The organism is Pelotomaculum propionicicum, from assembly GCF_048984525.1.
Taxonomy (GTDB): Bacteria; Bacillota; Desulfotomaculia; order Desulfotomaculales; family Pelotomaculaceae; genus Syntrophopropionicum; species Syntrophopropionicum propionicicum_A.
This window is the reverse complement of sequence record NZ_JBMGJC010000007.1, coordinates 204,582-231,454: the sequence shown is the minus strand read 5'-3', so window position 1 is coordinate 231,454 and position 26,873 is coordinate 204,582. Positions and strand designations below refer to the sequence as shown.

Below are 26,873 nucleotides of genomic sequence, written 5' to 3'. Positions count from 1 at the left end.
ATTTTTTTCTTCCCAAGGCACGAGGATTGGGTGACACTGCTGATAAGGAAATAAGACCATACCTACACATACCCCTTTTCAATCAGGTAATCTTCAAATTTTGCCAGGCTTTCAGCAAAATTCTTTCTGCCAAATCCCATTCGGAAGTATTGTCTCTGGAACGAGTAAATATTTGACGGCAACAGCAAGACACCCTTTTCACTAATCAAGGCATCACAAAATTCTTCTACCGGCGCTGTGATATTCATCTTAACGAAGGAAACAGGGCCTGCCATAGGCCTGTTGAATTCAAACAAGTCCGGATATCTATTGAAAAATTCTTCTGCAATTTTCAGGTTATCCTCAATAATCCTAACATTCCTGGCCAGGATTTTATCGCTGTGCTTCAAAGCAACGATCGACAAGAACTCCGATGGGCCGCTGCTGCATATGCTTGTGTAGTGTTTCATTTTGATTAGCTTTTCTATAAGCTCCATATCCCGGATTGCCAGCCACCCAATCCTCAGGCCTGCTAATCCATAGGCTTTTGACATAACACCGAGGGAAACGCCTTTTTCATAGTGATCGGCAAACCAGGGCCGCTTGATACCGTCAAGCTCCAGGCCCTTGTATACTTCATCGCAGAAAACATAAAGATCATGTTTTCTTGCTATTTCTGCTATGGCTTCGATTTCTTCTTTTTTCAATGTGTAACCGGTGGGGTTATTGGGGCTGTTTAGAACAATGAGTTTTGTATTGGGTTGAATGAGCTGTTCCAGCTTATTAATATCGGCCACCCAGCCGTTCTCTGATTGTTCAATCGTCCACTTTGCTACTTCACACCCGATGGCGTATGCAACTTCGAATAACGACTGGTATGTTGGAAATTGGCTGATTACATGGTCTCCCTTATCTAATAAGACATTCATAAAGTTAAATATTGGTTCCTGGGCGCCGGCATGAACGATAACGTTTTTAGGCTTCATCGTGGTGTACAGTTCTGAAATAACCTTTCTAAGCTCCGGATTCCCGGACACTTCAGTATATCCGAGGCGGCTGTTCAAAAACTGCTTTTCCGCGCCTTCTTCATAACTAAGCAAGTCTTTAATTGACATTGATTCGCAATCGGACTGAGTCAATAAATAGGGAGCGGTAAATTCGTGTTTGTCTAAAAAAACTTCCAATTTAAAATCTCTTATTTTCATTGAAAATCCAACCTCTTGTGTATTTAATTTAGTAATTCATTATAATCCATTATAATCATACTGGATTCTCCAACCGATTCTATTATATATCCCATAATCAACTGCCAATGATTGAACTGTTTATTTTTGCATTATATACTAAAATGGAGCATTAGGGAATTAAGCCAACAACTAAACCGTGTCGACCGGGTACCATATTATCGTTTAGCAAAATGATATTTGACTATTTATTATATTATAATAACGATAGATTAAGGGGGGATGTTCGTGTCGAAAAAAAGGCGATACAACACCAAAAGCCTGTACTTTTCAAGCCGGATAACAAGGGCTTTAGAAGGAATTCTTGACCATCCCCTTACCATCATCGAAGCGCCCATGGGCTACGGCAAGACCACTTCCGTAAGAGAGTATTTAAGAAACGCAGGAGTGGATATGCTGTGGCTGAGGGTTTATGACAACGGGGCTGCCAGCTTTTGGAACGGCTTCGCCAGGCTGTTCTGCGAATTGGACGACAACCGCTCCCAGAGCCTTGCCCATCTCCGTTTACCGGATGACGACATATCAAGGCATGAAGTAATTAAATTAATCAAAGGTATTAATCTGCCGGGAAAAACCGTTTTCGTAATCGACGACTACCACCATATTAATATTCCCGGTGTCAACAGCTTTATTGAGCTTCTTGCAGAAAATAAAATCGATCGTCTGCATATCGTCCTGACCACGCGTATTGCGAAATTTCAAAGGCTTGAAGAGTTTGTCCTGAAAGGCTGTCTGCATCATATAAAAAAGGAAACCTTCGAGCTTATGCCACATGAAATCATGACGTATTACAAGACCTGCGGGATAACCCTTAGTGAAAGTGAAGCACAGCAGCTTTATGCGGACACTGAGGGATGGATCAGCGCCCTGCACCTGATCATGCTGGAATACGCAGCCAAGGGCAGCTATACGCCGGCCGAAAGCATCTATAAGCTGATTGAAAAGGCTGTATATATACCGCTTCCCGGGGAAATAAAAGAGTTCCTGGTTACGTTGTGTATTTTTGACTGCTTTACGCTTAAGCAGGCCATATATATGTGGGGAAAGGAGAATGCCGGCCGGTTCCTTGACCAGCTCACCGGTAATAACTCCTTCGTTAAATATGAAAGCAGGTATAAAACCTATCATATTCATGCTATTTTCATAGAATTTTTAAAAGAAGTGCTGGAGAGAAAAGGGGTAAGCCATCAAATAAATCTCTACAGGAAAGCGGCGCGGTGGTTCATGGAAAACGGCGATTACCTTTCAGCCCGGCGCTTTTATTATGAGTGCGGGGATTTTGACGGTATTCTGCTGGCTCTGGAGGAAGACAAATCTAATGATTATAGCGTTTTGAACAAAGAGCTGCTCAAAAAATATATGGCCGAATGCCCGGATAAGGTCAAGTCCCGGCATCACCGTGCTCTGCTCATCTATGCCATGCACTTGTTTGTCCATAAAGAGCTTGAATTATTTCATAAAACATGCAGCCAACTCAGCGTCAATATAGAAAGGGATGAAGGCTTAGATCCCGGCATGCGAAACAGGCTTTTAGGCGAATTTGAGCTTTTACTCAGTTTCGCTGAATTCAATGACCTGAAAAAAATGTCGGCCCGGCATCGAAAAGCCTGGCAATTGTTGAATCAGCCGACAACAATTTATGATACCGGGACCAATTGGACTTTTGGATCTCCGTCGGTATTGAGCCTGTATTATAGAGAAAGCGGCAGGCTTGAAGAGCATATAAGAGATTTAAAAGAAGCCATGCCCCACTTTAACCGTCTGACGAAGGGACATGGTTCAGGGGCAGAATACGTCATGGAGGCTGAAAGCTGCTTCAATCAGGGCAATTTTGAAAATGCTGAGATTGCTGCGCAAAAGGCATTACTTAAGGCACAGTCTGGAATGGACGAAAATATTGTCTTTAGCGCTCAATACTTCCAGCTGCTCATTGCTTTTATGAAGGGTGATTTATCAAGGGTGATGGAGCTCATGAATAAAATGCACGAGGGTATGACCGGCAGCAGGGAAGATAATTTTATCCACACGGTTGAAATCTGCGAGGGCTGTATCTACGCTTATCTCGATCAAAAGGACAGAATCCCCGAAAGGCTGCTGGAAGTCGACTTGGGCAAGCCTCGGCTGAGATTCCCTGCATATCCTTTTTATAATGTCATGTACGGCAGGATGCTCTTAATTAAAGGGGAATACCTAGAGCTAATCGGCAGTGCGGAGCACTTTATCTCCATATGCTCTGTTTTTTCCAACCTGCTGGGGTACATTTATACATACATCTACCTGGCGGCTGCATATAGAAAAATATTCAGGGAGGAAGAAGCGCTGTCCAGTGTGAAAAAGGCCCTCGATATTGCCATGCCGGACAAGCAGTACATGCTCTTTGTGGAAAACTGCGATTACATTGGACCGCTCCTTAAAAAAATTGCCGCAGGTGGCAGTTATCGGGAGGATATTGCCAAAATACTGACGCTGTATAAGACCTTCAAGAGGTCCAAAGAACAGATGATTAGAGAATATTTTACCGAGTATAAACCCAGCCTGACACAAAGGGAAATGGAGATAGCCCGTCTGGCGGCAGCGGGAATGACCAACATCGAAATAGGCAAACAGCTTTTCATATCCACCAATACGGTAAAAATGACGTTAAAGTCCATCTATGCAAAGCTTTCCATCAACAGCAGGGTACTGCTGCAGCAGCATTTGAGTAACCTTGGTTAGTTAAAAAAGTCTAAAAACTACCCGATGGGTAATATTATGTCGAAAGAATCCACTATATCATTTTGGTATAGTGGATCTTTTTATTTTTACGGAGGCGCTGCCTAATGATCAGAATAAAAAGTGTCATACCGAAGGGTGGCTACCGGCTGGAGGTGCAGCTTGAAAACGGCAGCAGCATTATACTAAATTTTTCAGACAGGCTGCATACTGTCCGCTTTGGTTTGCTTAACGACAAAGCCTTTTTCCGGCGGGCGGTCTCAGACGGCGACTTTGTCAGGTGGGATAACAAAATTGAAATATCCGTCAGCGAGGTTCTTCAACTGGCACAAAAAGAAAACTTCAAGAGGAAATATCATGATAAATAAATCGGATTTTTCCATAAGGGAATAAAGGAGGTTGAAGGAAATGAAAATAATAAGCAGGATCCGGATGTTTACATTAGGCATGATCATTGTCCTGGCTGTGATGATTTTCGGAGCTGGCACGGTATTGGCGGAAGGCGGGTTTGCTGGAGGTACAGGTACTTTTGATGACCCCTGGCTGATTGAAACCCCTGAGCAGCTGGCCAGTATTGCTGAGGCGGTTTATAGGGCCAGTCATTTTAAACTAACAGCCGACATTGACCTGTCCACTTACCTGTCGGAAGGAGGCGGCGGCTGGAATGGCGGTGAAGGCTGGCAACCCATAGGCGTGTCGGGCAGCCCCTTTGCCGGCAGCCTTGACGGCGCCGGGCATAGCATCAGCGGCCTCTTTATTAATCGCAGCGGGACGGACTATCAGGGCCTGTTCGGTTACCTTGGTTCCGCTGCTGTCATCCAAAATGTAGAACTAGTTGATGTGGATGTCACCGGTAAAAATTATGTCGGCGGCCTGGCGGGTGCTAATTCGGGTACGGTTACCGGATCTAACGCTGCGGGTGACGTGACTGGCTCGGATTATGTCGGCGGCCTGGTGGCAAGGAATGACAATAACGGTAAAATCGAAGATTCTAACGCTGCGTGTGGCGTGACCGGCTCGCTTTTTGCCGGCGGCCTGGTAAGTAATAACTATGGAGAAGTCACCGGCTCTCACGCTGCGGGTAACGTGACCGGCCCGAATTATGTCGGCGGCCTGGTGGGTAATAACAACGGAGAGGTCACCGGCTCTCACGCTACGGGTGACGTGACCGGTTCGGGAAATAATGTGGGCGGCCTGGTGGCAAGAAATCAAATAAACAGTATAATCGAAGACTCCTATGCCACCGGTGACGTGACCGGCTCGGATTACGTCGGCGGCCTGGTAGGTGTTAACTACGGAGAGGTCACCGGATCCTACGCAGCTGGTATCGTGACAGGCAAAGATGGTGTCGGTGGACTGGTGGGGTACAACAACGGTAGTACGGTTACCAACTCCTACGCAGCAGGCACCGTGACAGGCAGGAATTGTGTCGGCGGACTGTGTGGCAGTAGCCACAGTAATATTATTAATTGCTACGGCACCTGCGCCGTGACAAGCGAGTATAATGTCGGCGGTCTGGTGGGTGCTAACGACGACGACGTAGAGGTTACCGCCTCCTACTACGACAAAGAGACTGCCGAACAAGATGATGACGAAAACAAGGGAATACCTAAAACAACCGAGGATATGAAACTCCGGTCTACCTATGAAAGCTGGGATTTCGTGGATATATGGGGTATAGAGGACGAGCAGGGCTACCCCCTTCTCCGCTGGCAGGACGGAGCACCCCAGTCCGGCTTTAATATCTTGGCGGAGGGTCCGGTAATTGTGGAAATCGGATTCGAATTGGACATCAGCCATGCCAAGGGGGGGGACGGCAACCCGCTGAATGGGTCCGTATCGGTGATGGTCTATAGCGACCTGCAGGGTGAATACGTGGTTGAGTCCGGTATTAATTTCTCCGGCGGTGAGGCCGCAGTGCCCGTCACCCTGGACACGTCCGGAACCCATAATCTGCGCGTTTACGTGGACGGCGTTTCCTACTCCAACTTGTTGACTTTGGAATTGCTGACTGTGGAAAGTATAGAGGTAACGAATCCGCCGGACAAGACAACCTACTTTGTGGGAGAAGAACTTGACCTGACAGGACTGGAAGTGACCGGCACACTCAGCGACGGCTCCACAGTGATATTGGAGATAACTGAGGCAAACATAAGCAATTTTGACAGCAGCGTACCTGCAGAGGGCCAAGTTGTAACTGTGACCTATGGGGGCAAGACGGCAACATTCACGGTGGAAATTGAACAGGCTACTTTAGAGAGTATTGCTATCACCACTCCACCTGCCAAGCTGACCTATATCGTAGGAGATGCACTGGACATCACCGGCATGGTGGTAACAGGGACGTACAGCGACAACTCTACCGAAGAACTGGCCATTACCCTGGATAATATCAGCGGTTTTGACAGCAGCGCGGCGACCGCCGATCAGGTTGTGACTGTGACCTATGAGGGCAAGACGGCAATATTCACGGTGATTGTAAAGGCTTTGGAGAGTATTGCTATCACCACTCCACCTGCCAAGCTGACCTATATCGTAGGAGATGCACTGGACATCACCGGCATGGTGGTAACAGGGACGTACAGCGACAATTCTACCGAAGAACTGACCATTACCCTGGATAATATCAGCGGTTTTGACAGCAGCGCGGCAGCCGCCGATCAGGTTGTGACTGTGACCTATGGGGGCAAGACGGCAACATTCACGGTGGATATTGTGATCACGAACTCCGGCAGGGGTGGCGGAGGCGGCGGCGGAACACAGGCGCCTGCGCCTGCAACGGCCGTAGACTCAAGGGGAAATATAACCACTGTACCGAAGCTGGATAAAAACACTGGCGTCGCAGAAGTGGTGATAGATAGCAACACATTGGCCACAGCCTTTGCAAGGGCAGCGAAAGACAGTGAAGGCAAGAAGACAGTAAAAATAGAAATGTCCACGGTCAAAGATGCTTTATCATATGAAGTCATCCTGCCTGCTAGCGCCCTTACATCCTCTGATGTAAACAAACAGCTTGAAATTAAGACCGGGATAGCAGCGGTAACCCTGCCCGCCAACATGCTGACGCAGGAAACCGCGGCAGGCGCTGAAAACATTTCCCTCACCATTGCCCAGGCAGATGTATCGGGTCTGGATGAGGAAACAAGGAGCCAAATAGGAGACAGGCCGGTAATACAGCTCAGTCTGAAACTGGACGGAGAGCCTTACCCATGGAGCAATGAGAGTGCCCCTGTGACGGTAAGCATTCCCTATACGCCGACTGAAGAAGAGCTTGCCGATCCCGAGCATATCACTGTATGGTATATTGACGGTGCAGGCAATGTGGTGGAAGTACCGTCAGGAAGGTATGACCCTGCCACAGGTACGGTCACCTTCAGCACCACCCACTTCAGTAGTTTCGCCGTGGTCTATGTGACAAAGACCTTTGAAGACCTGGAAAGCGTGGCATGGGCGAAGAAGCCAATCGAAGTTCTCGCATCCAAAGGCATATTGAAGGGCGTATCGGAAAAGGAATACGCCCCCGGGACAAACATCACAAGAGCAGACTTCCTGTACTTCCTGGTAAGAACCCTGGGAGTTGATGCCAGAGCTGAGGGAAACTTTGATGACATAAGCCGGGATGCCTATTATTACAAAGAGATAGGCATAGCCAAGAAGTTGGGCATAACAAGCGGCACCGGAAACAACAAATTCAGTCCTGATGCATGCATCACCAGGCAGGATATGATGGTATTGACCGAAAATGCATTAAGAATGCTGAAAAAGCTTGAAGGGCAGGGTACGGCTTCAGACCTTGACAGGTTTACCGACAAATCGCTGATAGCAGCCTATGCCGTAAACGGTGTTGCCTCTGTTGTCAAGGAAGGATTGATCGTTGGCAGCGGCGACAGGATCAATCCCCTGGGCAATACCACCAGGGCGGAGGCAGCGGTGTTCCTGCACAGGATATATAACAAATGAGAGTTGGTGAGAGATGGGGTCAGGCTTGAAATATTTACTTATTAGCCTTATATAATGTGGTAAGAGACAACAAAATCAAGAAAAAAAACCGCTATTTTACGAAGTAATTTCAGTATTTCAATAATTCAAGCCTGACCCCTGTTATTCCGCCTGGGCTTACGGCTGGGTTGTCAGCGCTGTCAACAACCAGCTGATGAACGGCTAGCAGGACAACACCTTCCAGCCTCAGGCCAATGCTACCAAGGCGAAAGCCATGACAGTCATCAACAACGTCTTGCAGTAACCGGGCCTTTTTTTGGCCATGGGAAAGTCATGAAGGAAACATGGGGACGTCCTTTTATTTTATTGCACTGCTCAAAGCTAAAAACCCAAACTTTCTCCAACAAGTATCACTTTAATTCGGCCTTTAGTCATGGACATACCTGTAATTACAAGCTGGCTGCATGCACTTTCAGCTGCTTTGGAAAGTTCATCAAAGGACGAGTAGTCCTGCTTGAATATCAGCAAGGTAACTGGTGCGGCATATTTTATCACGCGGAGAATAGCAGCATCCAAATTCGGCGCAACTTTGTTCAGCCCTGCTATTACTATTACATGCTTCGGCCCAAAAATTAGTGAAGCTACCCTGTTGCCATAGCCGTCTATATTTACAAGCTCGCCTGCAGCAGATATAGCGTTAGAACTCATTAAATAGTAATCGGCGCTCAAAGCCTGGTGCGCAACTTTATCCTTCGCTGCAGCGCCCTGGGGTTCATTGGGATCTAAAAAATTGTACCCACCTTTTTTTAATGCGGCCTGCAGACCAATTTCTCGGAGGGTTGCTGAACCTCCACAAGATACCACACTGTCTTTAGGGATCATTTCGAGGGCTTTTTTTAGGGCTTCTTCCTTTGTCTCACAATAAAAGCCTTCCATATTACGTTTTTTCAATTCTTCAATTAGCTTCTGGGCCAATAAGGCATTATAGCATTCTTTAGGGTCCATTGTATTCCTCCTATAAACCTGATTATCATAAGATCCAGCATCAAAGATTAGCGATAGATTATGATATTATATTCTAGCATCAGGGCACAAAATTATAAGCCTGTTTTCTCTATCAAACATTTGTTATAATTAAATCAGGGAAATAATCCGGGTTCGACCATTACTTCATTTAGTGATCCGGATTCTAAATATAGAGAAATATGAGTAAATATTTTACGACCCCCTTGTATTCAGGGGGTCTTATATTATCTCATGCGGCGTACCCGTGGCGATTACTCTGCCTTCATTGATTCCGCCTCCTGGCCCGAGGTCTATGATCCAGTCGCAAGCCTTTATAACCTGTTGGTTGTGTTTCTTTGTTTTTTGTTTTCAAATCCAGTAAATAGGGTTCTCGTTGCAAGCTTGACTATAGTTAGATATCTAACTATAATAAATATTAAAAACAGGAAATGCACAGTGAAGGAGTTGGCAAATAAAAAATCAATAAAAGGATAGGAGAATAAGCAATGACAATTGAAGAGATTTACGAAAAATTTGACAAGATAGGATGTTTAACATTTGCAACAATTGACGGCGATTACCCGGAAACCAGGATCGCCCATTTGTTTGCCTGGGATGAGGAGGGAATGTATTTCCGGATCATGACGGTAAAACCGTTTTACAGGCAATTGAAAGAAACCGGGAAGGTATCCATATGCGGCATGTCGGCATCTCCACATGTAGAGATTGGAGAAGACGGCCTGCCGAACTTTGAACCCGGATATACTATCAAAGCAACTGGTGATGTGAAAGAAATATCCTTTGAGGAGTTGAAGGAAAAAGCAAGCAGGAAACCGATTTTCGAATTAGGAGTAAGGGATACCATAAAATATCCGGATACGGTTACATTTTGCATCTATAGTTTCAAGGGTGATTATTACAACTATGATTATGACTGCATCAGCCGTGACCACAAGATTATAAGAGAACATTTTAATTTTGGAAATTTTCCTGACCGGTTTAAAGGGTTGAAGATTAATGTGAAAACATGCATTGAATGTGGTAAATGTGAAGAAATATGTCAATCAATCAATTTTAAAGCAGTATACCAGACTGAAGAGGGATACGAAATTGATGTGGATAAATGCGATGTCTGCGGGAGCTGCTCGAAGGCTTGCCCTGTAAATGCAATAGAGTCTTATTGTTAAAAGCATGACATGTGAACTTGAAGAAGCCGGCGGAGCACTTTCGGCTGTTTTATTTCCATTACGGATCAAAAATTTTACATGTTGATGCACTTAACAATCTGATAGTATTCTATAAGCAGGTATATTGAGGTTCCGCGTGTCATGAGCGACGACCATATGATTCACGGCAAAAAGCCGGAAGGTACGGGATGGACAGTCCATTTTGAAAGGAAATCAAACTGGGAGACAGGAGATAATTCATGAAAAAGTCGATTTTTATAATTATAGCTCTTATTTGCAGTGTTTTAATTTTATCCGGATGTGCGCAAGATAAATCAAATGAACTTGTCGTCGGTATGGAGCTTGCGTACCCTCCTTTTGAAACAAAGGACGAACACGGCAACCCGACTGGTGTGAGCGTTGATTTTGCCAAGGCTTTCGGCGAATATGCCGGCAGACCGGTAAAGATTGAAAATATCAGATGGGACGGACTGATCCCGGCGCTGCAGACCGGCAAGGTCGATATGGTGATTTCCTCTATGACGATAAAGGAAGAGCGACTGGAAAAGATAGACTTTTCCAAGCCCTACGCAAAATCTCTCCTGGCCCTGCTTGTAAACAGCAGGTCGGACGTCGGCAAGGCAGAGGACCTGGACCGGGCAGGGAAGGTAGTTGCTGTAAAGACCGGCTCAACCGGGCAAATCTATGCCGAGAAAAACCTGGCAAAGGCAAAAATCATCCCGTTCCCGGACGAAAGTGCCTGTGTTACCGAGGTTTCACAGGGTAAAGCAGACGCGTTCATATATGACCAGCTAACTATTTACAGGAACAACAAGAAAAACCCGGATACCACAAAAGCGGTTTTCATACCCTTCCAGGGCGTCGAGTACTGGGGTGTGGGAGTAAAGAAAGGCAACCAGGAACTTTTGGATCAAATAAACGCATTTATGGATGAGTTCTACGCTAAAAAAGGGTTTGATGCAATTACTGAAAAATACCTGAAAGAAGAAAAAGACGCCTTTGACAGGAACGGCTTTGAGTGGTTCTTTTCAGATTTGCATAAATAAGAGGTAAAACATGCCAATGCGCAGGCTTTTTATCAGGAACAGCGAAAACAAAGAGACTTTGCTCCCGAAAGCTTTTAATATTATTATTGCAGTGGCCCTTTTCATCTTGTTTTTTCTTTTTTCGATAAAGCGCCTGGGAATGGAGTTTGATTTCAGCTTTTTGTGGTCGTTCCGGTACAGGCTGGCCCAGGGTTTTGCCGCAACCGTTGAGTTGAGCCTGGCCAGCCTGGTGGTGAGCCTGCTCCTGGGTTTTTTATCTGCCCTTGCGAATAATTCGAGGATTTTAGCAGTTTCTTATTTTTCAAAAGTATATGTGCAGTTTTTCAGGGGAACGCCGATGATCATGCAGGTTTACCTGTTTTTCTATATCATCGGTACCGCCTGGGGTGTGGACAACAGGTTTTTAGCCGGGGTCCTGATCCTGTCCATCTTTGAAGGAGCCTATATTTCTGAAATTATAAGAGGAGGCATAGATTCAATCGAATATACTCAGCTGGAGGCGGCCAGGGCGGTTGGTTTAAAAAGCGGACAGACAATGCGCCTGATAGTCCTGCCGCAGATTATAAAGCGCACCCTGCCTTCTCTGGCCGGACAATTTGCATCGATAATTAAGGATTCCTCGCTGCTGTCCCTGATTTCGGTTATTGAGCTGACCCAGACCATCAGGGAAATCAGCGCTTCAAATTTTGCCATATTTGAAAGTTACATCTTCCTGGGCCTTTTGTACCTGACACTTACTTTCCCGATCTCAATGTATACAAGGTACCTGGAGAGCAGGTACAGCTATGAAAATTGAACTTGTTGGTGTGTCTAAAACATTTTCGGGCGGGAACAAAGCGCTGGATGGTATTACTTACCGGGAGGATTTTAATGCCCTGGCCATCATCGGGCCGTCCGGGGGAGGAAAGTCCACCCTGTTGAGGATCCTCGGGGGCCTCATAGCGCCATCATCCGGGGAAGTGGCCTTTAATGGGAACAAAGTCTGCTATGATGAAAAGCATTTAATCCGGTATCGCCGGGAAATCGGCTTTGTGTTCCAGGCCAAAGGCCTGTTTAACCACCTTACCGCCAGACAGAATATCATTTTGCCGCTGGTAAATGTCCACGGGTATACAAAAACCGGTGCGGAAACAGCCGCAGACAATTTGCTGGACAGGTTTGGGCTGTCCGCGGGCAGGCACAAATTTCCCCATGAGCTCTCCGGCGGCCAGCAGCAGAGAGTCGCCATCGCCAGGGCTGTCGTGGTCAAACCAAAGCTGCTATTGCTTGACGAACCGACAAGCGCCCTGGACCCGGAGCTTACCAGTGAGGTCCTCGATTTATTAAATGAACTTAGAAACGATGGATTGAACATTGTTCTTGTCACCCACGAAATGGGTTTCGCCAAAAAGGCCTGCGACAAGCTGATGTTTATAGTAAACGGCAGGCTGGCGGAGTGCGGAGACAGCGAAAAACTCTTCACCAGGCCAGGAACGGCGGAGCTTGCCGGGTTTTTAAGCAAAGTACTGGAATGGAATGTTTAATAAAGGGGTCAGGCTTGAATTATTTACTTATTACGAAGTAATTCAATAATTCAAGCCTGACCCCTATTAATAATTAAGCTATTGTAAAGAACATTAACATATGTTACTATTAACATATGTTAAAATTATAGGGGGCTGGTAGCCATGTCAATCAATCATGCCATTTTAGGGATCTTGAGCTGTAAACCGGTCACTGGATACGATCTGAAGAAAATAATCCAGGAGTCGCCGTTCATGCCCTGGTCCGGCAACAACAATCAGATATATAAGGCGCTGGTGGAAATCCTGGATGAAGGTTTTGTTACCCATGAAGTCCGGCATCAGGAAAGCTCTCCCTCCAAAAAAATCTATACTATCACTGAAGAGGGACTGGCTGAGCTGAAAGATTGGGTGCTTTCTTCTCCCGAACCGCCCGAATGTAAGAAAGCATTCCTTATCCAGCTGGCCTGGGCGGACCAACTTAATGTCGGCGAACTGGACAGTATGCTGGCAGGATACGAAAATGAACTCAAAACACAAATATTGATGCAAAAAGAAAAGCAGCACAGGGGTTTGTTCTCTCCCGCCAGGAGCGCGCGGGAAGTATACTTGTGGGATATGATTTATGAAAACATTATTTCGTCCTACAATAATGAACTGGACTGGCTGAAAAGATTACGCGCGGGGATCAATAGCGATCATGGAGGGGAGAGCAACAAAATGAATTATACAGTCATTGAAAAAAACACAAAAAAATATGTGGAATGTTTCTCTGCAGAAAAACCGGTCCATAGCGAGCAGGAAGCCCTGGACCTTATTGCCGCCTGCGGTGAAAATGACACTAACCTCTTGATGATCCACGCGGAAGCGCTGTCTGACGACTTTTTCAAACTTAGAACCGGTTTAGCCGGTATGGTCCTGCAAAAATTCATAAACTACCGGGTCAGGACAGCGGTCGTCTTACAGGGTGAGTTGAAGTTTGCCGGCAAATTCAAGGAATTTATTGCCGAAGCCAATAAGGGTAAGGACTTTAGAGTATTTAACAGCACTGTTGAAGCTGAAAACTGGCTGATAAACTATGATTAAGCGGGGTAAGTGCAATGCAAACAAAACTTGCTTTTAAGTCACAGGAAGGGAAGGCTGCTGTTTTAAAATTTTACGATTCCCTGCTTGAACATTGGCCTGTGCCTAATGAAAAATTATACGTTGATACCCGATATGGAAAGACATTTATTATTGCCAATGGCGAAAAAGACGCTCCTCCGCTGGTACTGCTTCACGGCAGTGCTATGAATTCAGTTATGTGGTTGGCGGATGCACGGGAGTATTCCCGTAATTATCGTGTATATGCTGTGGATATACCGGGGGAACCGGGCAGGAGTGACGAAAACCAGCTGCCATTGAACGGTCCCGCTTATGCGGAATGGCTTGAAGATGTCTTTAACGCCCTGTCCATAGAAAAAGCCAACCTTATTGGCATTTCATTGGGAGCATGGCTGGCAGTAAAATTTGCCGTGTGTTGCCCGGAAAAAGTAAATAAGCTTGTGCTGCTTTGCCCGGCAGGTATCGGAAGGCAAAAAGTATCTTTCCTTTTTAAAGCCTTGGCCCACATGGTTTTAGGGGAAAAGGGGATGGACAGGTTGTCCAAAAAGGTAAACGGAAACCAGCCCATACCTGACGTGGTGATAAAATATCAAAGGCTTATAGGAAAAAACTTTAATTACCGCCGCGGGGTAATACCTTTATTTACTGACAGTGAATTAAAGCGGTTAACCATGCCAACAATACTGTTTGTAGGCGACAAGGATATTATGTTTCATTCTATTGACACTGCAAGACGCCTGGGGAATTTACTCCCTCACGCAAATATTAATGTTTTGCCGGGTACCGGGCATGTTATCATCAATATTACAGATAAAATTACCCAATTCCTCAGGGAAAGAGAAAGGGGTCAGGCTTGAATTATTCACTTATTAATTTATCTGATTATCAAAGAACGATGTGACATCGGAAGCCTTATATAATGTGGTAAGAGACAATAAATCAGGAAAACCTAGTAGTTAATTGAAGGAAGATATTCCAGAGTAACTCAATAATTCAAGCCTGACCCAAGGAAAGGAGATGGACAAATGAAAAGTATCGTGCCCACGATTATGGTGGACAACTGCAGGGAGGCTATTGAATACTACCGGAAGGTATTCGGCGGAGAACTAAAGAGCGTCATGACCGGGGAAGTTAATGAAATGTTCAAGGGGCATGAATCGAAAATAATTCATGCCGAGTTGCATGTGAACGAAACCTGTGTATTGTTCTTCGGCGACCCCTTTGAAGAGATCAAGGAAGGGAACCGCTTCGGCGTATTGCTGAACCTGGACAGCGAGGAGGAAATCAACCGCCTGTATAAAGATCTGCTGGAAGACAGGAAGCCGCTTATGGAACTGCAGAAGACCTTTTGGGGGGCGCTGTTCGCTGTGGTGAAAGACCGCTACAGAGTAACCTGGTCGCTGAATTACACACTGGGCTAAGGGAGACAGGGGAGACGTTTGTTTGTCTCCCTTTTTCGCTTTTAAAGAGAGTTTAAGAAAATAATGACAATACAACACGCATTTGCCAAATTATAGCTGTTATAATAAGGATGTATTAAATGACTTATTGAAATATAAGGAGGGGTTGTAATGAACCAGATGATGGCTTATTGCGGCATAATGTGTGACGAGTGTCCGGCTTATAAGGCCACTGTGGATAATAATGATGAGCTCCGCAAAAAAACAGCCGGTCAGTGGAGTAAAATGTTTAACGCGGATATCCGGACGGAGCACATCAACTGCCTGGGATGCCGTTCCGGGCTGCGGTTCGCTCACTGCGGCGTGTGCGAGATCAGGGCCTGCAACTTGGAAAAACAGCTCGGTCACTGCGGAGATTGCGGTTCTTTCAGCTGCGATAAAGAAAATTTCATCCTGGAAAATGTTAAAGGCGCCAGGGAGAGGCTGGAAGCTGCCCGCGAAAAATAAGGGGTCAGGCTTGAATTATTTACTTATTATCTAATTATCCAAGTGGACGATGTGGCTTCGTAAGGCTTATAAAATATGATAAAGGCAATAAATCAAGAAAAAAGTCGTTGCTTGAAGAAGATATTGCGAAATAATTCAACAATTCAAGCCTGACCCCTATTAACAGGAGGGATTAGAATGTTAGAAATACCCGAGTGTAAAAATGCTGCGGAACAATTAAACCAGACCATTAAAGGCAGGGTCATCAGAAAAGTATTGGCGAATTCATCACCACATCGTTTTGCGTTTTACTTCGGGGACCCGGCCGGCTACAACAGCCTGCTTTCCGGGAAAACGGTCGGTGAAGCCAGGGCTGTCGCCGGTTTCGTTGAAATTGAGGCTGATGATGTCAGGATCCTTTTTAACGATGGCGTCAACATAAGATATTATCCGCCGGGGTGTCCGGTCCCTGTAAAAAACCAGCTGCATATCGAGTTTGAAGACAGTGCTTCACTTGTCTGCACGGTCCAGATGTACGGCGGCCTCTTGGTATACCATGAAGGAGATAACGATAGCCAGTATTATCTAATAGCAAAGCAAAAGCCTTCCCCGCTGACCGATGTATTCGACGAAAGTTATTTCAGAAGACTGCTGGACGGCGTCAAACAGACTATCAGCGTGAAAGCTTTTCTTGCCACCGAGCAGCGTATTCCAGGCCTCGGAAACGGGGTGCTGCAGGACATCTTATTTAATGCCAGAATAAATCCCAGAACACCGCTTGTTAAGCTGACAGATGACGGGAAAGCCAACCTTTTTAGAAGCGTAAAACTTACTCTTGCCAAGATGACAGCGCAGGGCGGCCGTGATACTGAAAAAGACCTTTTTGGACGTAACGGTGGTTATGAAACAATAATGTCAAATAGAAAATTGAGCAGTCCGTGCCCTGTATGCGGAGGTACTATAGTCAAGCAGGCTTATATGGGTGGGAATGTGTACTTTTGCCCGGAATGTCAGCCTAAGTTTTCCCGTTAACTTACTGTTAGATTAATTTATCCCCATCAATGGTATCAAAAATAAAATCAGGAGAGAGCAAACTACATTTACTGTATATGATGTGAACCAAAGGTGGGAGTAAATAAGTAAATAATTCAAGCCTGACCCCTATTCCCACTCGATGGTAGCACAGGGCTTAGGGCTTAAGTCATAACAAACCCTGTTTACATTGGGGACCTCATTTAATATACGATCTGTAATTTTCATGAGAACAGGCCAGTCGATTTGTTCTATGCTGGCAGTCATGGCATCGACTGTATTTATGGCCCGAATAATGACTGGATACTCAAAACTCCGGGCATGATTTTTAACACCAACAGACTTAAAGTCGGGAACGACAGTAAAATATTGCCAGACTCTTTTGTCTAAACCAGCTATCTCAAACTCTTCCCTTAATATTGCATCAGATTCTCTTACCGCTTCCAGGCGTTCTCTGGTGATGGCGCCGAGGCAGCGCACACCGAGTCCAGGCCCGGGAAATGGCTGTCTGTTAACCATGGTTGCTGGAAGGCCCAGTTCAATACCGCATGCTCTGACTTCATCCTTAAAGAGATGGTAAAGAGGTTCTACCAGCGAAAACTGAAGATCATCGGGCAAGCCACCCACATTATGATGGGATTTCACAGCGCTTGCAGTTTTCGTGCCGCTTTCTACTATATCTGGATAAATGGTTCCTTGAGCCAGAAATTCTATGCCTTCCAGTTTTCTTGCTTCTTCTTCAAAAACGCGAATAAATTCAGCGCCAATGATTTTTCTCTTTTTCTCGGGATCTGATACGTTTTCCAGTTTTTTCAGGAAACGTTCACTGGCATCAACGTAAATAAGGTTTGCGTCCATTTGATTTTTAAATACTTCAATGACATTTTCTGATTCGCCTTTACGCATCAGGCCATGGTTGACGTGCACGCATACCAGCTGCTTCCCGATGGCTTTGATGAGCAATGCTGCGACCACTGAGCTGTCTACTCCACCAGATAATGCGAGTAAAACTTTTTTATCACCTACCTGTTTTTTGATCAGCTCTACTTGATCTTCAGTGAAATTTTTCATATTCCAATTAGGTTCTGCATGGCAGGTATTGAAAATGAAAATACGTAAAACTTCATAGATTTCCTCTTCTGTTTCCGGCCAGTTTTTTATTCTGTTTACATATTCTGCAGACTCATGATTAACTACCATGATTGGGTAACCGGCTGCATAGATTCCATGGTCGACATCGATTCTTACTCCGTCGATCAGATTATTCTCCCCGCCATTGATAATAATGCCCTTGATGTTTGGCAGCCGTGATAGTTTATCCAGTGAGATATCGTGAGGGTGAATTTCACTATATACACCAAGATTACGGACTGCCCTGGCAATATCGGTATTATTCCTGCTTCCCAGATCCAATATAACAATCATATCCTGCTTCATCTCAAGCCTTGTCCCCCCGAAAAATAGTTTGCTTACTGCATATGATTATAGCATTGCCAGAACGTTCCTCACAAGAAAGCAGCGGAACGAATTGTGGCTGAAAACTGTCAAAACGAGTTCCAGTGGGTATATCCACTTCTAGTGTTCATAATTTCAGGTGTCAAGAAGTAGTTCTCCTGATAACTTACTGTCAGAGAGATAGCATAGAGTTTTCTTGGTATCTATGTTGCAAGAATACAGGCACATGCTTTTTTATTTGTGCCTGATTTAGTAAAATAAATATAAAAATCCATTTTAGAGAAAGGGATGAATTATGGGAAAAGCAACACAAGATCTCAGGAAAGAACATGATTCCATTCTACACGTCTTAAAAATTATGGATAAAATGATATCAGCCGATACAAAAGGGGATAATACCAAACCTCAGTATTATAATGAACTAGTCTATTTTCTTAAAATATTCGCTGATAAATGCCATCATGGAAAAGAAGAGAATTTTCTTTTTGCAGAATTAATTAAAAAAGGGGTCCCCAATGAAGGCGGGCCGGTTGGGGTAATGCTTAAAGAACATAACCTGGGCAGGGAATATATCGCTCTGATGAATAAAGCCCTGGAATCCAAGGACTTGACGGAATTCAATACTGCTGCTGCTAAATATCGTAATCTCTTATTGAGCCATATAGAAAAAGAAAACAATGTCCTGTTTGTAATGGCTGATCAGTTATTAGACGAAGACATGCAGGATAAACTTTACCAGGATTTTGAACAGCATGAGGAAAGTGTCATAGGACATGGGGTTCATGAAGAATTGCATTCTATGATCCACAAGTGGTCAGAAAAATTTGAAGTGTAGTATTGTAACAGAAACATATGTGAAGGATAAAAATTTATAATGAAAACTAAATTTTAATAGGAGGCGGGTTTAATGAAAGTTATAAAGGTGGAAGATCTGCCATACAGACAGACTGGCTGGGGCGTAAAGGGTAAGCCTATAATAGATATGCCGGAAGTTGGTATTATCAATTTGGTTCTGGAACCGGGGGAGAAGGTCCCTTCCCATAAGACCCCCGTGGACGTTCTTTTTCAAGTAATAGAGGGTAATGGTTTAGTGACTATCGGAGAAGAGGAGCAGGTAGTTGAATCTGGGAATATCGTGGTGAGTCCAGCCCATATTCCTCACGCTCTGGAAGCCAACCAGGGTTGCACATTTTCTGTTTACGTGATAAAAGTACCCAACACGAAGAAAAGTGCGGTAAAGTAGAATTACAAGAGAAATCAAAAACAAGATAAATATTATAACAAGGGGAACGTTCTTTCTGGTTCACTGCATAAAGGGAAGCACAGGGACGTTCTTTTTGTTTCCTCACGCCATAAGCTGATTATTAATGGCATAGTTAAAAGTTTTGTAAAAGGAAAGGGCATGGAACAAGATAAGTTGAGTTTTAAAAAATAGTTCTTTATGGGTAAAAATAACAAAGTCAGTTATATCAAGGCTTCATTGTTGTTTTTCAACTATAGCAGTGTTATTAATTATGTTGCAATGTCCTAAACGATATATTATGCTAAGGATAGAAGGTTTTCCCCGCCTGAGCTCGATATTCGAGACTTCCATCTTTGACAACCCAGGCCAGGCATAAGAAGTAGTTGGTATTGTCCTTTTTTCTTTTTCTCATCGTATTACCAGTAACATTGGCCGACCCATAACCGGAAATATCAGTATTAGGTGGTTTTTTTAATGCTGAATTATAATTTTCCAATGGTCTATATCGGGAACCTGGCTAATTTAAAGTCGTCTCTTCACTTTTCCGACAGGATTACTTGCAGCGTATACGACAGCGAAGGTTTAATTACCGAGAGATGCCAGAACGGCAGCATTTATAATCTGGTAATTAGACAGGATATTGTGGACGGTGAACCGCAGGTTGACCTGGCTTTATACGAAACTGTTGAAACAGGGGCGCCGCGTTTTACACTTTCTCATGGTACTTTTAGAAAAACCAAAGTCCGTGACTTGTTTGTTGATGACCCGGACCTTTCACCAAACAACCCCTGGACGATCGAGATGTGGAACGCGGAAGAACCTTACCTCCCGGGAGTACAGGCTCCCCGCTGTAACTTCTACGATGTTCCGAGGCATATACCGGCTGCAGTATTCGATAACCTGGAATATTGCGAACTGTTAATCCTGGTTACTGGAGGTTACGTGATCATTAAACAGGGCTGGGGTGCTCCTGATGATGCCAGCAAGGATAAGATTGTCAATTTGCATGACGCGATGGCCCTGCTGACAGGCTACTGATTAACCAAGGGACTTAATTCTAGGATGGTGACATAAATATGTTTGCGACTGAAGCGAAAGGGCACCTGAATATCCTTTTAACTGATCCTGAAGTGCCGACCGTGATGCTATGGGGTCCTCCCGGAGTCGGGAAATCCAGCATTATTAAGCAGATAACTGCTGAAAGAGGCTGGGGTTTCCTCGACCTGCGGCTTTTGCTCCTGAACCCCATTGACCTGCGCGGCATTCCCTATCCTAACAGGGATACCCGTCAGGCCGACTGGCTTGCCCCTTCCTTCCTGCCCGATGTCGGGCGCGACGGCGCGGAAGGTGTTATCCTTTATGACGAGATCACCTCTGCCCCACGGGCTGTGCAGGCTGCCGCCTACCAGCTGATCCTGGACAGGCGTATCGGTGAATACGTCCTGCCTGAAGGTTGGCGCCAGGTAGCGGCAGGCAACCGGGCTCAGGATAAAGGCGTCAGCAACCAGATGCCGGCAGCGCTGGCCAACAGGATGATCCACTTTGAAATTACCTGCTCGTTGGAGGACTGGAAGTTTTGGGCGATCCCAAGCGGGATCGACCACCGGGTGATCAGCTTTTTAAACTTCAGGCCCGAACTGCTTTACCGGTTTCCCAACCAGGCCGCTGAGATTAAAGCTTTCCCCAGCCCGCGCAGCTGGGAGTTCGTCCACAAAATCCTCCCCTCCTACGGTAACGTGGACAGGGCTTTCCCGGCTATCTGCGGGGCGGTCGATGAAGGCCCCGCCACCGAGTTCACCGCCTTCTGCCGGATGTTGGAGCAGATGCCCGACGCTGACGAGATCCTGGACGGCAAGATAACGGCAGTCCCGGAGTCACCCGATATGATTTACGCCTGCATCGGCGCCCTGGTCAGCAGCCTGTCCAATAATAAGACCACGACCCGTTTGAGTAACTTTTTTGCCTTTATTTCAAATCTGATGGTCGAGTACCAGGTACTGGCGATCAGTGACGCCGTGAAAGCCAACCTCCGGACTGATCTGGTTACCCTGCCTGACTTCCGCGACTGGTTGGCCAAGCATACTGATGTCCTGGTGGGAGTAGATTAGTATTTGGGAGGGATAACCGTGCCGGATTCTCTTTATTTGATCGGCAAGGCCAGGACTCAGCTGCTCTTGAAGTACCCCTTCTTCGGCTCCCTGGCCCTTTACCTGCAGCCCCAGGATGATCCGTCCACTCCGACCATGAGGACGGAGGGTTTTACCCTCCATTACAACGATGAGTTTGTACAAGGCCTGGTAAATACCGGCGGTGTAAATATGTTGATGGGCGCCCTGGTCCACGAAGTAATGCACGCAGCCCTCCAGCACATCTGGCGGCGGGGCACCAGGGACCAGGAGCTCTGGGACATGGCCTGCGATTATGTCGTGAATATAATCGTCAAGGATCAGGGGCTCAAGCTGCCGCCCGACGTTTTCGTGGCCGACCGTTTCAGGGACATGACAGCTGATTCCGTGTATACTGTCCTCCGCCAGGAAATGCCGCCTGCTCCACGCAATGAGGCAGGTAATATCTCCCTGTCAGGGGAAAGTGGTTCAGGTGAATCTCAGAAGGGCCAAAAGCCTGATGGCAAAATCATGGATGACCATTCCAAGTGGGGTAAGAACAAAAGCGGCCATGATGAGTCCACCGACTCCAACTCTGAGGCATCTACCTGGAAGATGCGAACAGCCCAGGCAGCCCATGGTGCCCAGCACAGAGGTCAACTGCCCAGCGGCATGAAACAAATAGTCGACAATATCCTTTATCCCAAGCTGGACTGGAAGCAGGCTTTGGCTTCCTTTGTCCAGCCGACCCGGTCGGACTACACCTTCATACCGCCTGACCGGCGTTTCGACTATATCTTTCTGCCGGAGTTCGGCAGTGAAGGACTCGAAGAGGTCGTTGTGGCCATTGATACTTCCGGTTCGGTTTGGCGTTTTTACAAGCAGTTTATCTCAGAAATGGTCAGCATTGTCTACTCCTATCCGGAGTTTAAGGGTTATATCGCCCACTGTGATGCGGCTGTCCAACTCTTTCAGGAGCTTGACCTGGATAACATCCCGATGGAGTTTAAGGGTGGCGGCGGGACGAACTTCCGCCCCTTGTTTCAGGAAGTTGAAAAACGCGGCATCAACCCGTCGCTGATGGTCTTCCTGACCGATGGAGACGCAACCTTGCCCAAAGACCCGCCATACTACCCCGTGCTCTGGGTATTGACCAATGAAAACAAGCCAATTCCCTCCTTCGGGACCGTCGCCTACATGAATCTAGAGTAGGCCTCCCCCTTATTTTTTGCTTTGTTCTTTTAAACCGTGTCAAGAGAACCGTCCCCTTGACACGGTTTAAAAATTGCGCTTAGTTTTTGGCATGCTTCTATAAAAGCATTATTATACTTTCTTCTTCACCACTGGCAGCCACACCTGGGATTTGTATGTTGGTGATTGCGTATCTCCCTCAGTGTATACCTCGATGTCGGGTTTGTCGGCATATTCATAGCCGGAAGTCGGCAGCCATTCTGTTACGATGCGTTTTTGCAGTTCCTGAATCGCCCGGGGCATCGGCCCGGTACATTCAAATATGGCCCAGGTGGATGCTGGTACTTCGTATTCGACACTGCCTTCCGGCGCGGGCCTGTCGGACGCCACCGCGATATAATAGTCAAAGTCCTTGCCGTTCATACAGGTGCTGACCCCGAGCACGCCAAGCGGGGGCTGGTCCATCAGGTCGCAGAGTTTCGGGATTATGCCGGCCCGGGCGGTTTCCTGCCAGAACAGGGGCACCCTGGCCATGCTTTCCTCGATGCTCATGTCCAGGTGCTCCTTGACGCCGACAATTCTAAAAGCATCCTTGTTCTCAATTTTGTATTCCATTTCCACGTCTCCTTTGATTGAAATTGTGAAGCTGATGCGCGGGAATGCTTTGAGAGACGTCCCTTCAGCCCGGGCCACTGACGGCGACACGCCATGCACATTCTGAAATGCCCGGTTGAAGGAGGTCGGTGAATCATAGCCGTACTTCAGCGACAGGTCAATGATTTTTATATCGCTGGTCTGCAGCTCGAACGCCGCGGCCGTCATGCGCCTGCGCCGGATGTATTCGGAAAGGGGAACGCCGGCTATATATGAAAACATCCTCTGAAAGTGAAAAGTAGAGCAGCAGGCGATCTGAGCGGCATGGTCATAGTTGATTTCACTGCATAGATTTTCTTCAATATAGCTGATCGACTGGTTCAATCTCTCCAGCCATTCCATTGCATCACCTCCTGACAACCAAAGTTTAGCATCATCAAAAGAGACATTCCTCTCATTCGGTGCACGAAAATGTAAGATGATCTAATTATAAATCAATGGGGTCAGGCTTGACATATTTACTTATTGGACTTCCTGGTCAATGAGGTCAGGCTTAACATATTTACTTATTGGACTTCCAGGGAAGGTTCTTTTTGTTTCCTGTTGCTATTGCCTTCAAAAGCCTCAGATTACAGCCTCTTAAAAAACGTGTCAAAAGAACCATCCTCCTGACATGCGGGCACCGGGCGGGATGTAAATTAATGCGGCACTTTAAAAACTGATAGGCAGATACCTGTAGACAAGCAACAGCGCTAATATTATTCCTGCGGACACTAACACGGCAATCAAACTTTTTGTTCTCCGCCTTAAATGTACGGCCTCTGTGTTTAAGTCTGAAATAACGTTAATTGGAATCATTTTTTGTATAAGTTGGGCTGCAAAAGGAATGAGGACTATATCGTCGATGTAACCAAGTCCCGGCAAAACAAAGTCGGGAATGATGTCGATAGGGCTTATGATATAAGCTGCCAGCAGCACGGCCGATAATTTGGCCTGCCGTGGGACACGGGGATCTTTTACTGCAAAATATAGTATAAATATATCCGACTTCAACCTTTTGACCCAATACCATAACCTTTTCAATAATGCTCGCCTTTCATTGCACAAGGTAAGTAAGGCTAAAAAGTTCGTTTGATATTTTCAATGGGGTTTTGCGCTTTGCAAAAACTGTTTCATTGTAAAAGGGATTCCCTAACAGTCTGCCAAAATTTAGCGTCTTCATACCCCAGCCTCCAGAAATAAAATCCGGCCAACCTGTACCTTTTAACCAGCGCCATTTTATGGCCGGCGCCGGCGCTGTTTTCAAACCATATTTCCCTATCCCTGCCCTGCGAGTCCCTGTATTTCACAAAAGGCGTTCGGCTTGGTTCATCCCAACCCGCCGTAAAACCACCATGCCCTGTTTTTTGCATAACATCAAGGGTGGTCACGACATTCGCCCTGGTACCGCCGGAAAGCCAGTCATAACCGTAAGACGCGATCCCCAGGGAGATTTTTTCAGTGGGAACCTTTGAAAACGCCGTGGATGAGCGCCAACGGTCTCCCGGACCCATGTATTTCGTAATAAGGCCCTGGTTGGTTGAAGGAAAAGCAGTGATTTTGTAGAAATATAGCATTAAAATTAGCAAAAAAAGGAGATGACGTAAGTATTGAAGAGATTTAGTGGTATATTGGCTGCCCTTTTAATTTTTTCGTTACTGATAACCGCAGGGTGCGGTTCGCGGGAAAAAATCACTGCTATGGACCAGCTGGACGGCAAACAGTTTGCTGTCCCAACCGGTACGGTAGCAGATAAACTGGTATTATCGAAGTATCCTAACGCCAAATTTCAATACTACAATACGGTGCTTGACTCATGTCTGGCGGTAAAGACAGGCAAAGCCGATGTGGCTGCCTATGATGAACCTATATTAAAAAATATAGCTGCTAAAAATCCTGGTTTGAAGGTCATGCCCGAGATGATCACTGTTGATAACTATGGTTTTGCTGTAGCTCTTGACAATAAACAATTGAAAACAGCCATTGACGATACCGTAAAAGAGCTGAAAGCCAACGGCGCCTATGATCAGATGATGACGCGCTGGTTCCCCAAAACCGGGAGCCCGGCACCTATGCCGGATATAAAGCTGGACGGGAATAAAGGCGTTTTGAAATTTGGCACCGCGGCGGTTACCGAGCCATTTGCATTTATAGACGGCAGCCAGAAAGTAGTGGGTTTTGATATTGAACTGGCCAGCTATGTCGCTCAAAAGTTAGGTATGAAGCTGGAAGTGGTCAACATGGACTTTGGCGCTATGATCCCGGCGCTGATGGCAGGCAAGGTGGATATGATCGGGGCCTGTATTACCATCACTGATGAACGGGCAAAAAACGTATTGTTTTCTGAGCCTTATTACAAGGGAGGCATAGCGGCCCTGGTTAAAGAATAAAAAATATTAATTACCGGAGTACGCAGGGAAAGGAGGAACCCCCCTTTCCCTGGAAGCAGGAGACATTTTTATCGAAGATCTGATTGCAATTATAATTTCATTGGTCAAGAACATGTCTGTAATTATAGTCCTGGCATATGTAAATGACCAGGACACAATTTTTTAAGGAGATCCTCCAAAAAAAGACAGCTGCAGGCGTGCAGAAGGCCCCGGGTTAAATAGGATCAGGGTAATCAGAAAAGGTGGGAGGCTAAAAATGAAAAAGGGAATAGTTGTTGCTGTACTGGGACTCATAATTGTGATTGTATTGTTGGTGGTCCTGCGGATCTCCCAGAATGAGAAGGCAGCTACTATCACGACGTTGGGCCCGTCCCAGAGCGCTTACCAGGGTCAGGAACGGGATATCTTATACCAGGTATCAACATTTAATGCCCTCCTGGACGGCTTGTATGACGGACAGTTTAGCTTTGGCGAACTGCGCAAATACGGCGATACAGGTATCGGAACAGTGGCCGGACTGGACGGGGAACTGGTTGAACTTGACGGGCAGTTTTACCAGGTTAAGGCGGACGGTGTGGCTTATCCGGTAGATGACAACATGCAGACCCCTTTTGCCAGCTTGAGCTATTTTGACGCCGATAAGACGGCTACCCTGTCCGGGCCTATGGACTTTGCCCAGCTGCAGGCTAAATTAGATGAGACGATTACGAACAAAAACATATTTCACGTTATAAAAATAAACGGTGACTTCAAGTACGTTAAAACCAGGAGCGTACCGGGACAACAGAAACCTTACCCGCCCCTGGTGGAAGTAACAAAAAATCAACCTGAATTTGAATTTGAAAATGTGAACGGAACTCTGGTGGGTTTCTGGTGCCCGTCCTATGTGCAGGGGATAAATGTGGCCGGATACCACGTGCACTTTCTCACCAGCGATAAAAAAGCCGGCGGCCACCTGCTGGATTTCAACCTGCAAAACGGCGAGCTGCAATTAGATGAGACTGCCAATTTCCACCTGGCTTTACCGGTTAGCGATGACTTTAACAAAATTGACCTTAGCCAGGACCGCAGCCAGGAGGCTGAGAAGGTGGAAAAATAACCGATACGAGTATGAACGGACTATGCAGCTGCTGGCAGCGCGGGTCTTTAAAATAAAAAAACAATGAGACAGAAAGAAAAGGTGAACGGGGGAGGCGAATAAAGATTAAGAAAACAATTAC

The 26,873-nt window shown here is 46.0% G+C and carries 25 protein-coding genes; 19 read left to right on the top strand and 6 right to left on the bottom strand.

The genetic code is table 11. The features are described 5' to 3' along the window. Positions 1-62 precede the first annotated feature (62 nt). Positions 63-1,094 (bottom strand): aminotransferase class I/II-fold pyridoxal phosphate-dependent enzyme, encoded by a 1,032-nt coding sequence (locus tag ACOBQJ_RS09875; RefSeq protein WP_421071588.1) that lies wholly within the window; start codon positions 1,092-1,094, stop codon positions 63-65. A gap of 357 nt (positions 1,095-1,451) precedes the next feature. On the opposite strand from ACOBQJ_RS09875, the gene ACOBQJ_RS09870 reads away from it, so the two are divergent. The 3 genes from ACOBQJ_RS09870 (at position 1,452) to ACOBQJ_RS09860 (ending at position 7,895) form a co-directional block, all read left to right on the top strand. Continuing rightward, the gene (locus tag ACOBQJ_RS09870; RefSeq protein ID WP_421071587.1) at positions 1,452-3,938 is read left to right on the top strand and encodes a LuxR C-terminal-related transcriptional regulator; all 2,487 of its coding nucleotides are present in this window, start codon (positions 1,452-1,454) and stop codon (positions 3,936-3,938) included. Between the two features lie 104 nt (positions 3,939-4,042). Then, entirely contained in the window at positions 4,043-4,303 is a 261-nt protein-coding gene (locus ACOBQJ_RS09865; RefSeq protein ID WP_421071586.1) for a hypothetical protein, read from the top strand. Between the two features lie 40 nt (positions 4,304-4,343). Further along, on the top strand, positions 4,344-7,895 hold the full coding sequence (locus ACOBQJ_RS09860) for a bacterial Ig-like domain-containing protein (protein ID WP_421071585.1): 3,552 nt from the start codon (positions 4,344-4,346) through the stop codon (positions 7,893-7,895). Positions 7,896-8,255: 360 nt separating this feature from the next. On the opposite strand, the gene ACOBQJ_RS09855 is transcribed toward ACOBQJ_RS09860, so the two are convergent. Further along, positions 8,256-8,879, bottom strand: coding sequence for a lactate utilization protein (locus ACOBQJ_RS09855; protein ID WP_421071584.1), 624 nt, complete (start codon positions 8,877-8,879; stop codon positions 8,256-8,258). Positions 8,880-9,385: 506 nt separating this feature from the next. Here ACOBQJ_RS09855 and ACOBQJ_RS09850 point away from each other — a divergent pair. From ACOBQJ_RS09850 to ACOBQJ_RS09810, 9 genes are all read left to right on the top strand, one after another. Beyond that, positions 9,386-10,066: a 4Fe-4S binding protein gene (locus ACOBQJ_RS09850; protein ID WP_421071583.1), complete on the top strand. Its 681-nt coding sequence runs from the start codon at positions 9,386-9,388 to the stop codon at positions 10,064-10,066. Positions 10,067-10,305: 239 nt separating this feature from the next. Further along, the gene (locus tag ACOBQJ_RS09845) at positions 10,306-11,112 is read left to right on the top strand and encodes a transporter substrate-binding domain-containing protein (RefSeq protein WP_421071582.1); all 807 of its coding nucleotides are present in this window, start codon (positions 10,306-10,308) and stop codon (positions 11,110-11,112) included. Between the two features lie 10 nt (positions 11,113-11,122). Further along, a complete protein-coding gene (locus tag ACOBQJ_RS09840) occupies positions 11,123-11,908 on the top strand; it encodes an amino acid ABC transporter permease (RefSeq protein WP_421071581.1) in 786 nt (261 codons plus the stop codon). Continuing rightward, positions 11,898-12,635 (top strand): amino acid ABC transporter ATP-binding protein, encoded by a 738-nt coding sequence (locus ACOBQJ_RS09835; RefSeq protein ID WP_421071580.1) that lies wholly within the window; start codon positions 11,898-11,900, stop codon positions 12,633-12,635. The genes ACOBQJ_RS09840 and ACOBQJ_RS09835 overlap by 11 nt, the downstream gene beginning before the upstream one ends. A gap of 144 nt (positions 12,636-12,779) precedes the next feature. Continuing rightward, positions 12,780-13,700, top strand: a complete 921-nt coding sequence (locus tag ACOBQJ_RS09830; RefSeq protein WP_421071579.1) for a DUF4180 domain-containing protein — start codon at positions 12,780-12,782, stop codon at positions 13,698-13,700. Positions 13,701-13,714: 14 nt separating this feature from the next. Next, positions 13,715-14,575: an alpha/beta fold hydrolase gene (locus ACOBQJ_RS09825; protein ID WP_421071578.1), complete on the top strand. Its 861-nt coding sequence runs from the start codon at positions 13,715-13,717 to the stop codon at positions 14,573-14,575. Positions 14,576-14,743: 168 nt separating this feature from the next. Further along, positions 14,744-15,139, top strand: coding sequence for a VOC family protein (locus ACOBQJ_RS09820; RefSeq protein ID WP_421071577.1), 396 nt, complete (start codon positions 14,744-14,746; stop codon positions 15,137-15,139). 150 nt (positions 15,140-15,289) lie between these two features. Beyond that, positions 15,290-15,625 carry a DUF3795 domain-containing protein gene (locus ACOBQJ_RS09815; RefSeq protein ID WP_421071576.1) on the top strand — a complete coding sequence of 112 codons (336 nt, stop codon included), beginning with the start codon at positions 15,290-15,292 and terminating at the stop codon, positions 15,623-15,625. A 177-nt stretch (positions 15,626-15,802) separates the two neighbouring features. Further along, positions 15,803-16,636, top strand: a complete 834-nt coding sequence (locus tag ACOBQJ_RS09810; RefSeq protein WP_421071575.1) for an endonuclease VIII — start codon at positions 15,803-15,805, stop codon at positions 16,634-16,636. A 129-nt stretch (positions 16,637-16,765) separates the two neighbouring features. Here the strand turns inward: ACOBQJ_RS09810 and guaA are convergent, their stop codons facing one another. Further along, a complete protein-coding gene (guaA, locus tag ACOBQJ_RS09805) occupies positions 16,766-18,073 on the bottom strand; it encodes a glutamine-hydrolyzing GMP synthase (protein WP_421071574.1) in 1,308 nt (435 codons plus the stop codon). Positions 18,074-18,386: 313 nt separating this feature from the next. Here guaA and ACOBQJ_RS09800 point away from each other — a divergent pair, with 313 nt between their 5' ends. The 5 genes from ACOBQJ_RS09800 (at position 18,387) to ACOBQJ_RS09780 (ending at position 22,651) form a co-directional block, all read left to right on the top strand. Next, the gene (locus tag ACOBQJ_RS09800) at positions 18,387-18,926 is read left to right on the top strand and encodes a hemerythrin domain-containing protein (protein ID WP_421071573.1); all 540 of its coding nucleotides are present in this window, start codon (positions 18,387-18,389) and stop codon (positions 18,924-18,926) included. Between the two features lie 72 nt (positions 18,927-18,998). Further along, positions 18,999-19,334 (top strand): cupin domain-containing protein, encoded by a 336-nt coding sequence (locus tag ACOBQJ_RS09795; RefSeq protein ID WP_421071572.1) that lies wholly within the window; start codon positions 18,999-19,001, stop codon positions 19,332-19,334. A 474-nt stretch (positions 19,335-19,808) separates the two neighbouring features. Continuing rightward, the gene (locus ACOBQJ_RS09790; RefSeq protein WP_421071571.1) at positions 19,809-20,372 is read left to right on the top strand and encodes a hypothetical protein; all 564 of its coding nucleotides are present in this window, start codon (positions 19,809-19,811) and stop codon (positions 20,370-20,372) included. A 38-nt stretch (positions 20,373-20,410) separates the two neighbouring features. After that, positions 20,411-21,442 carry a hypothetical protein gene (locus ACOBQJ_RS09785; protein WP_421071570.1) on the top strand — a complete coding sequence of 344 codons (1,032 nt, stop codon included), beginning with the start codon at positions 20,411-20,413 and terminating at the stop codon, positions 21,440-21,442. Between the two features lie 18 nt (positions 21,443-21,460). Continuing rightward, entirely contained in the window at positions 21,461-22,651 is a 1,191-nt protein-coding gene (locus tag ACOBQJ_RS09780; protein WP_421071569.1) for a DUF2201 family putative metallopeptidase, read from the top strand. 111 nt (positions 22,652-22,762) lie between these two features. Here the strand turns inward: ACOBQJ_RS09780 and ACOBQJ_RS09775 are convergent, their stop codons facing one another. The 3 genes from ACOBQJ_RS09775 to ACOBQJ_RS09765 form a co-directional block, all read right to left on the bottom strand. Further along, positions 22,763-23,626, bottom strand: coding sequence for an AraC family transcriptional regulator (locus tag ACOBQJ_RS09775; RefSeq protein ID WP_421071568.1), 864 nt, complete (start codon positions 23,624-23,626; stop codon positions 22,763-22,765). A 309-nt stretch (positions 23,627-23,935) separates the two neighbouring features. Next, a complete protein-coding gene (locus tag ACOBQJ_RS09770; protein ID WP_421071567.1) occupies positions 23,936-24,277 on the bottom strand; it encodes a YkvA family protein in 342 nt (113 codons plus the stop codon). A gap of 119 nt (positions 24,278-24,396) precedes the next feature. Continuing rightward, the gene (locus tag ACOBQJ_RS09765) at positions 24,397-24,852 is read right to left on the bottom strand and encodes a glycosyl hydrolase family 18 protein (RefSeq protein ID WP_421071566.1); all 456 of its coding nucleotides are present in this window, start codon (positions 24,850-24,852) and stop codon (positions 24,397-24,399) included. Between the two features lie 21 nt (positions 24,853-24,873). On the opposite strand from ACOBQJ_RS09765, the gene ACOBQJ_RS09760 reads away from it, so the two are divergent. Both ACOBQJ_RS09760 and budA read left to right on the top strand, forming a co-directional pair. Continuing rightward, positions 24,874-25,653 (top strand): transporter substrate-binding domain-containing protein, encoded by a 780-nt coding sequence (locus tag ACOBQJ_RS09760; RefSeq protein WP_421071565.1) that lies wholly within the window; start codon positions 24,874-24,876, stop codon positions 25,651-25,653. A gap of 256 nt (positions 25,654-25,909) precedes the next feature. Further along, the gene (gene budA, locus ACOBQJ_RS09755) at positions 25,910-26,752 is read left to right on the top strand and encodes an acetolactate decarboxylase (RefSeq protein ID WP_421071564.1); all 843 of its coding nucleotides are present in this window, start codon (positions 25,910-25,912) and stop codon (positions 26,750-26,752) included. The last annotated feature ends 121 nt before the right edge of the window (positions 26,753-26,873 follow it).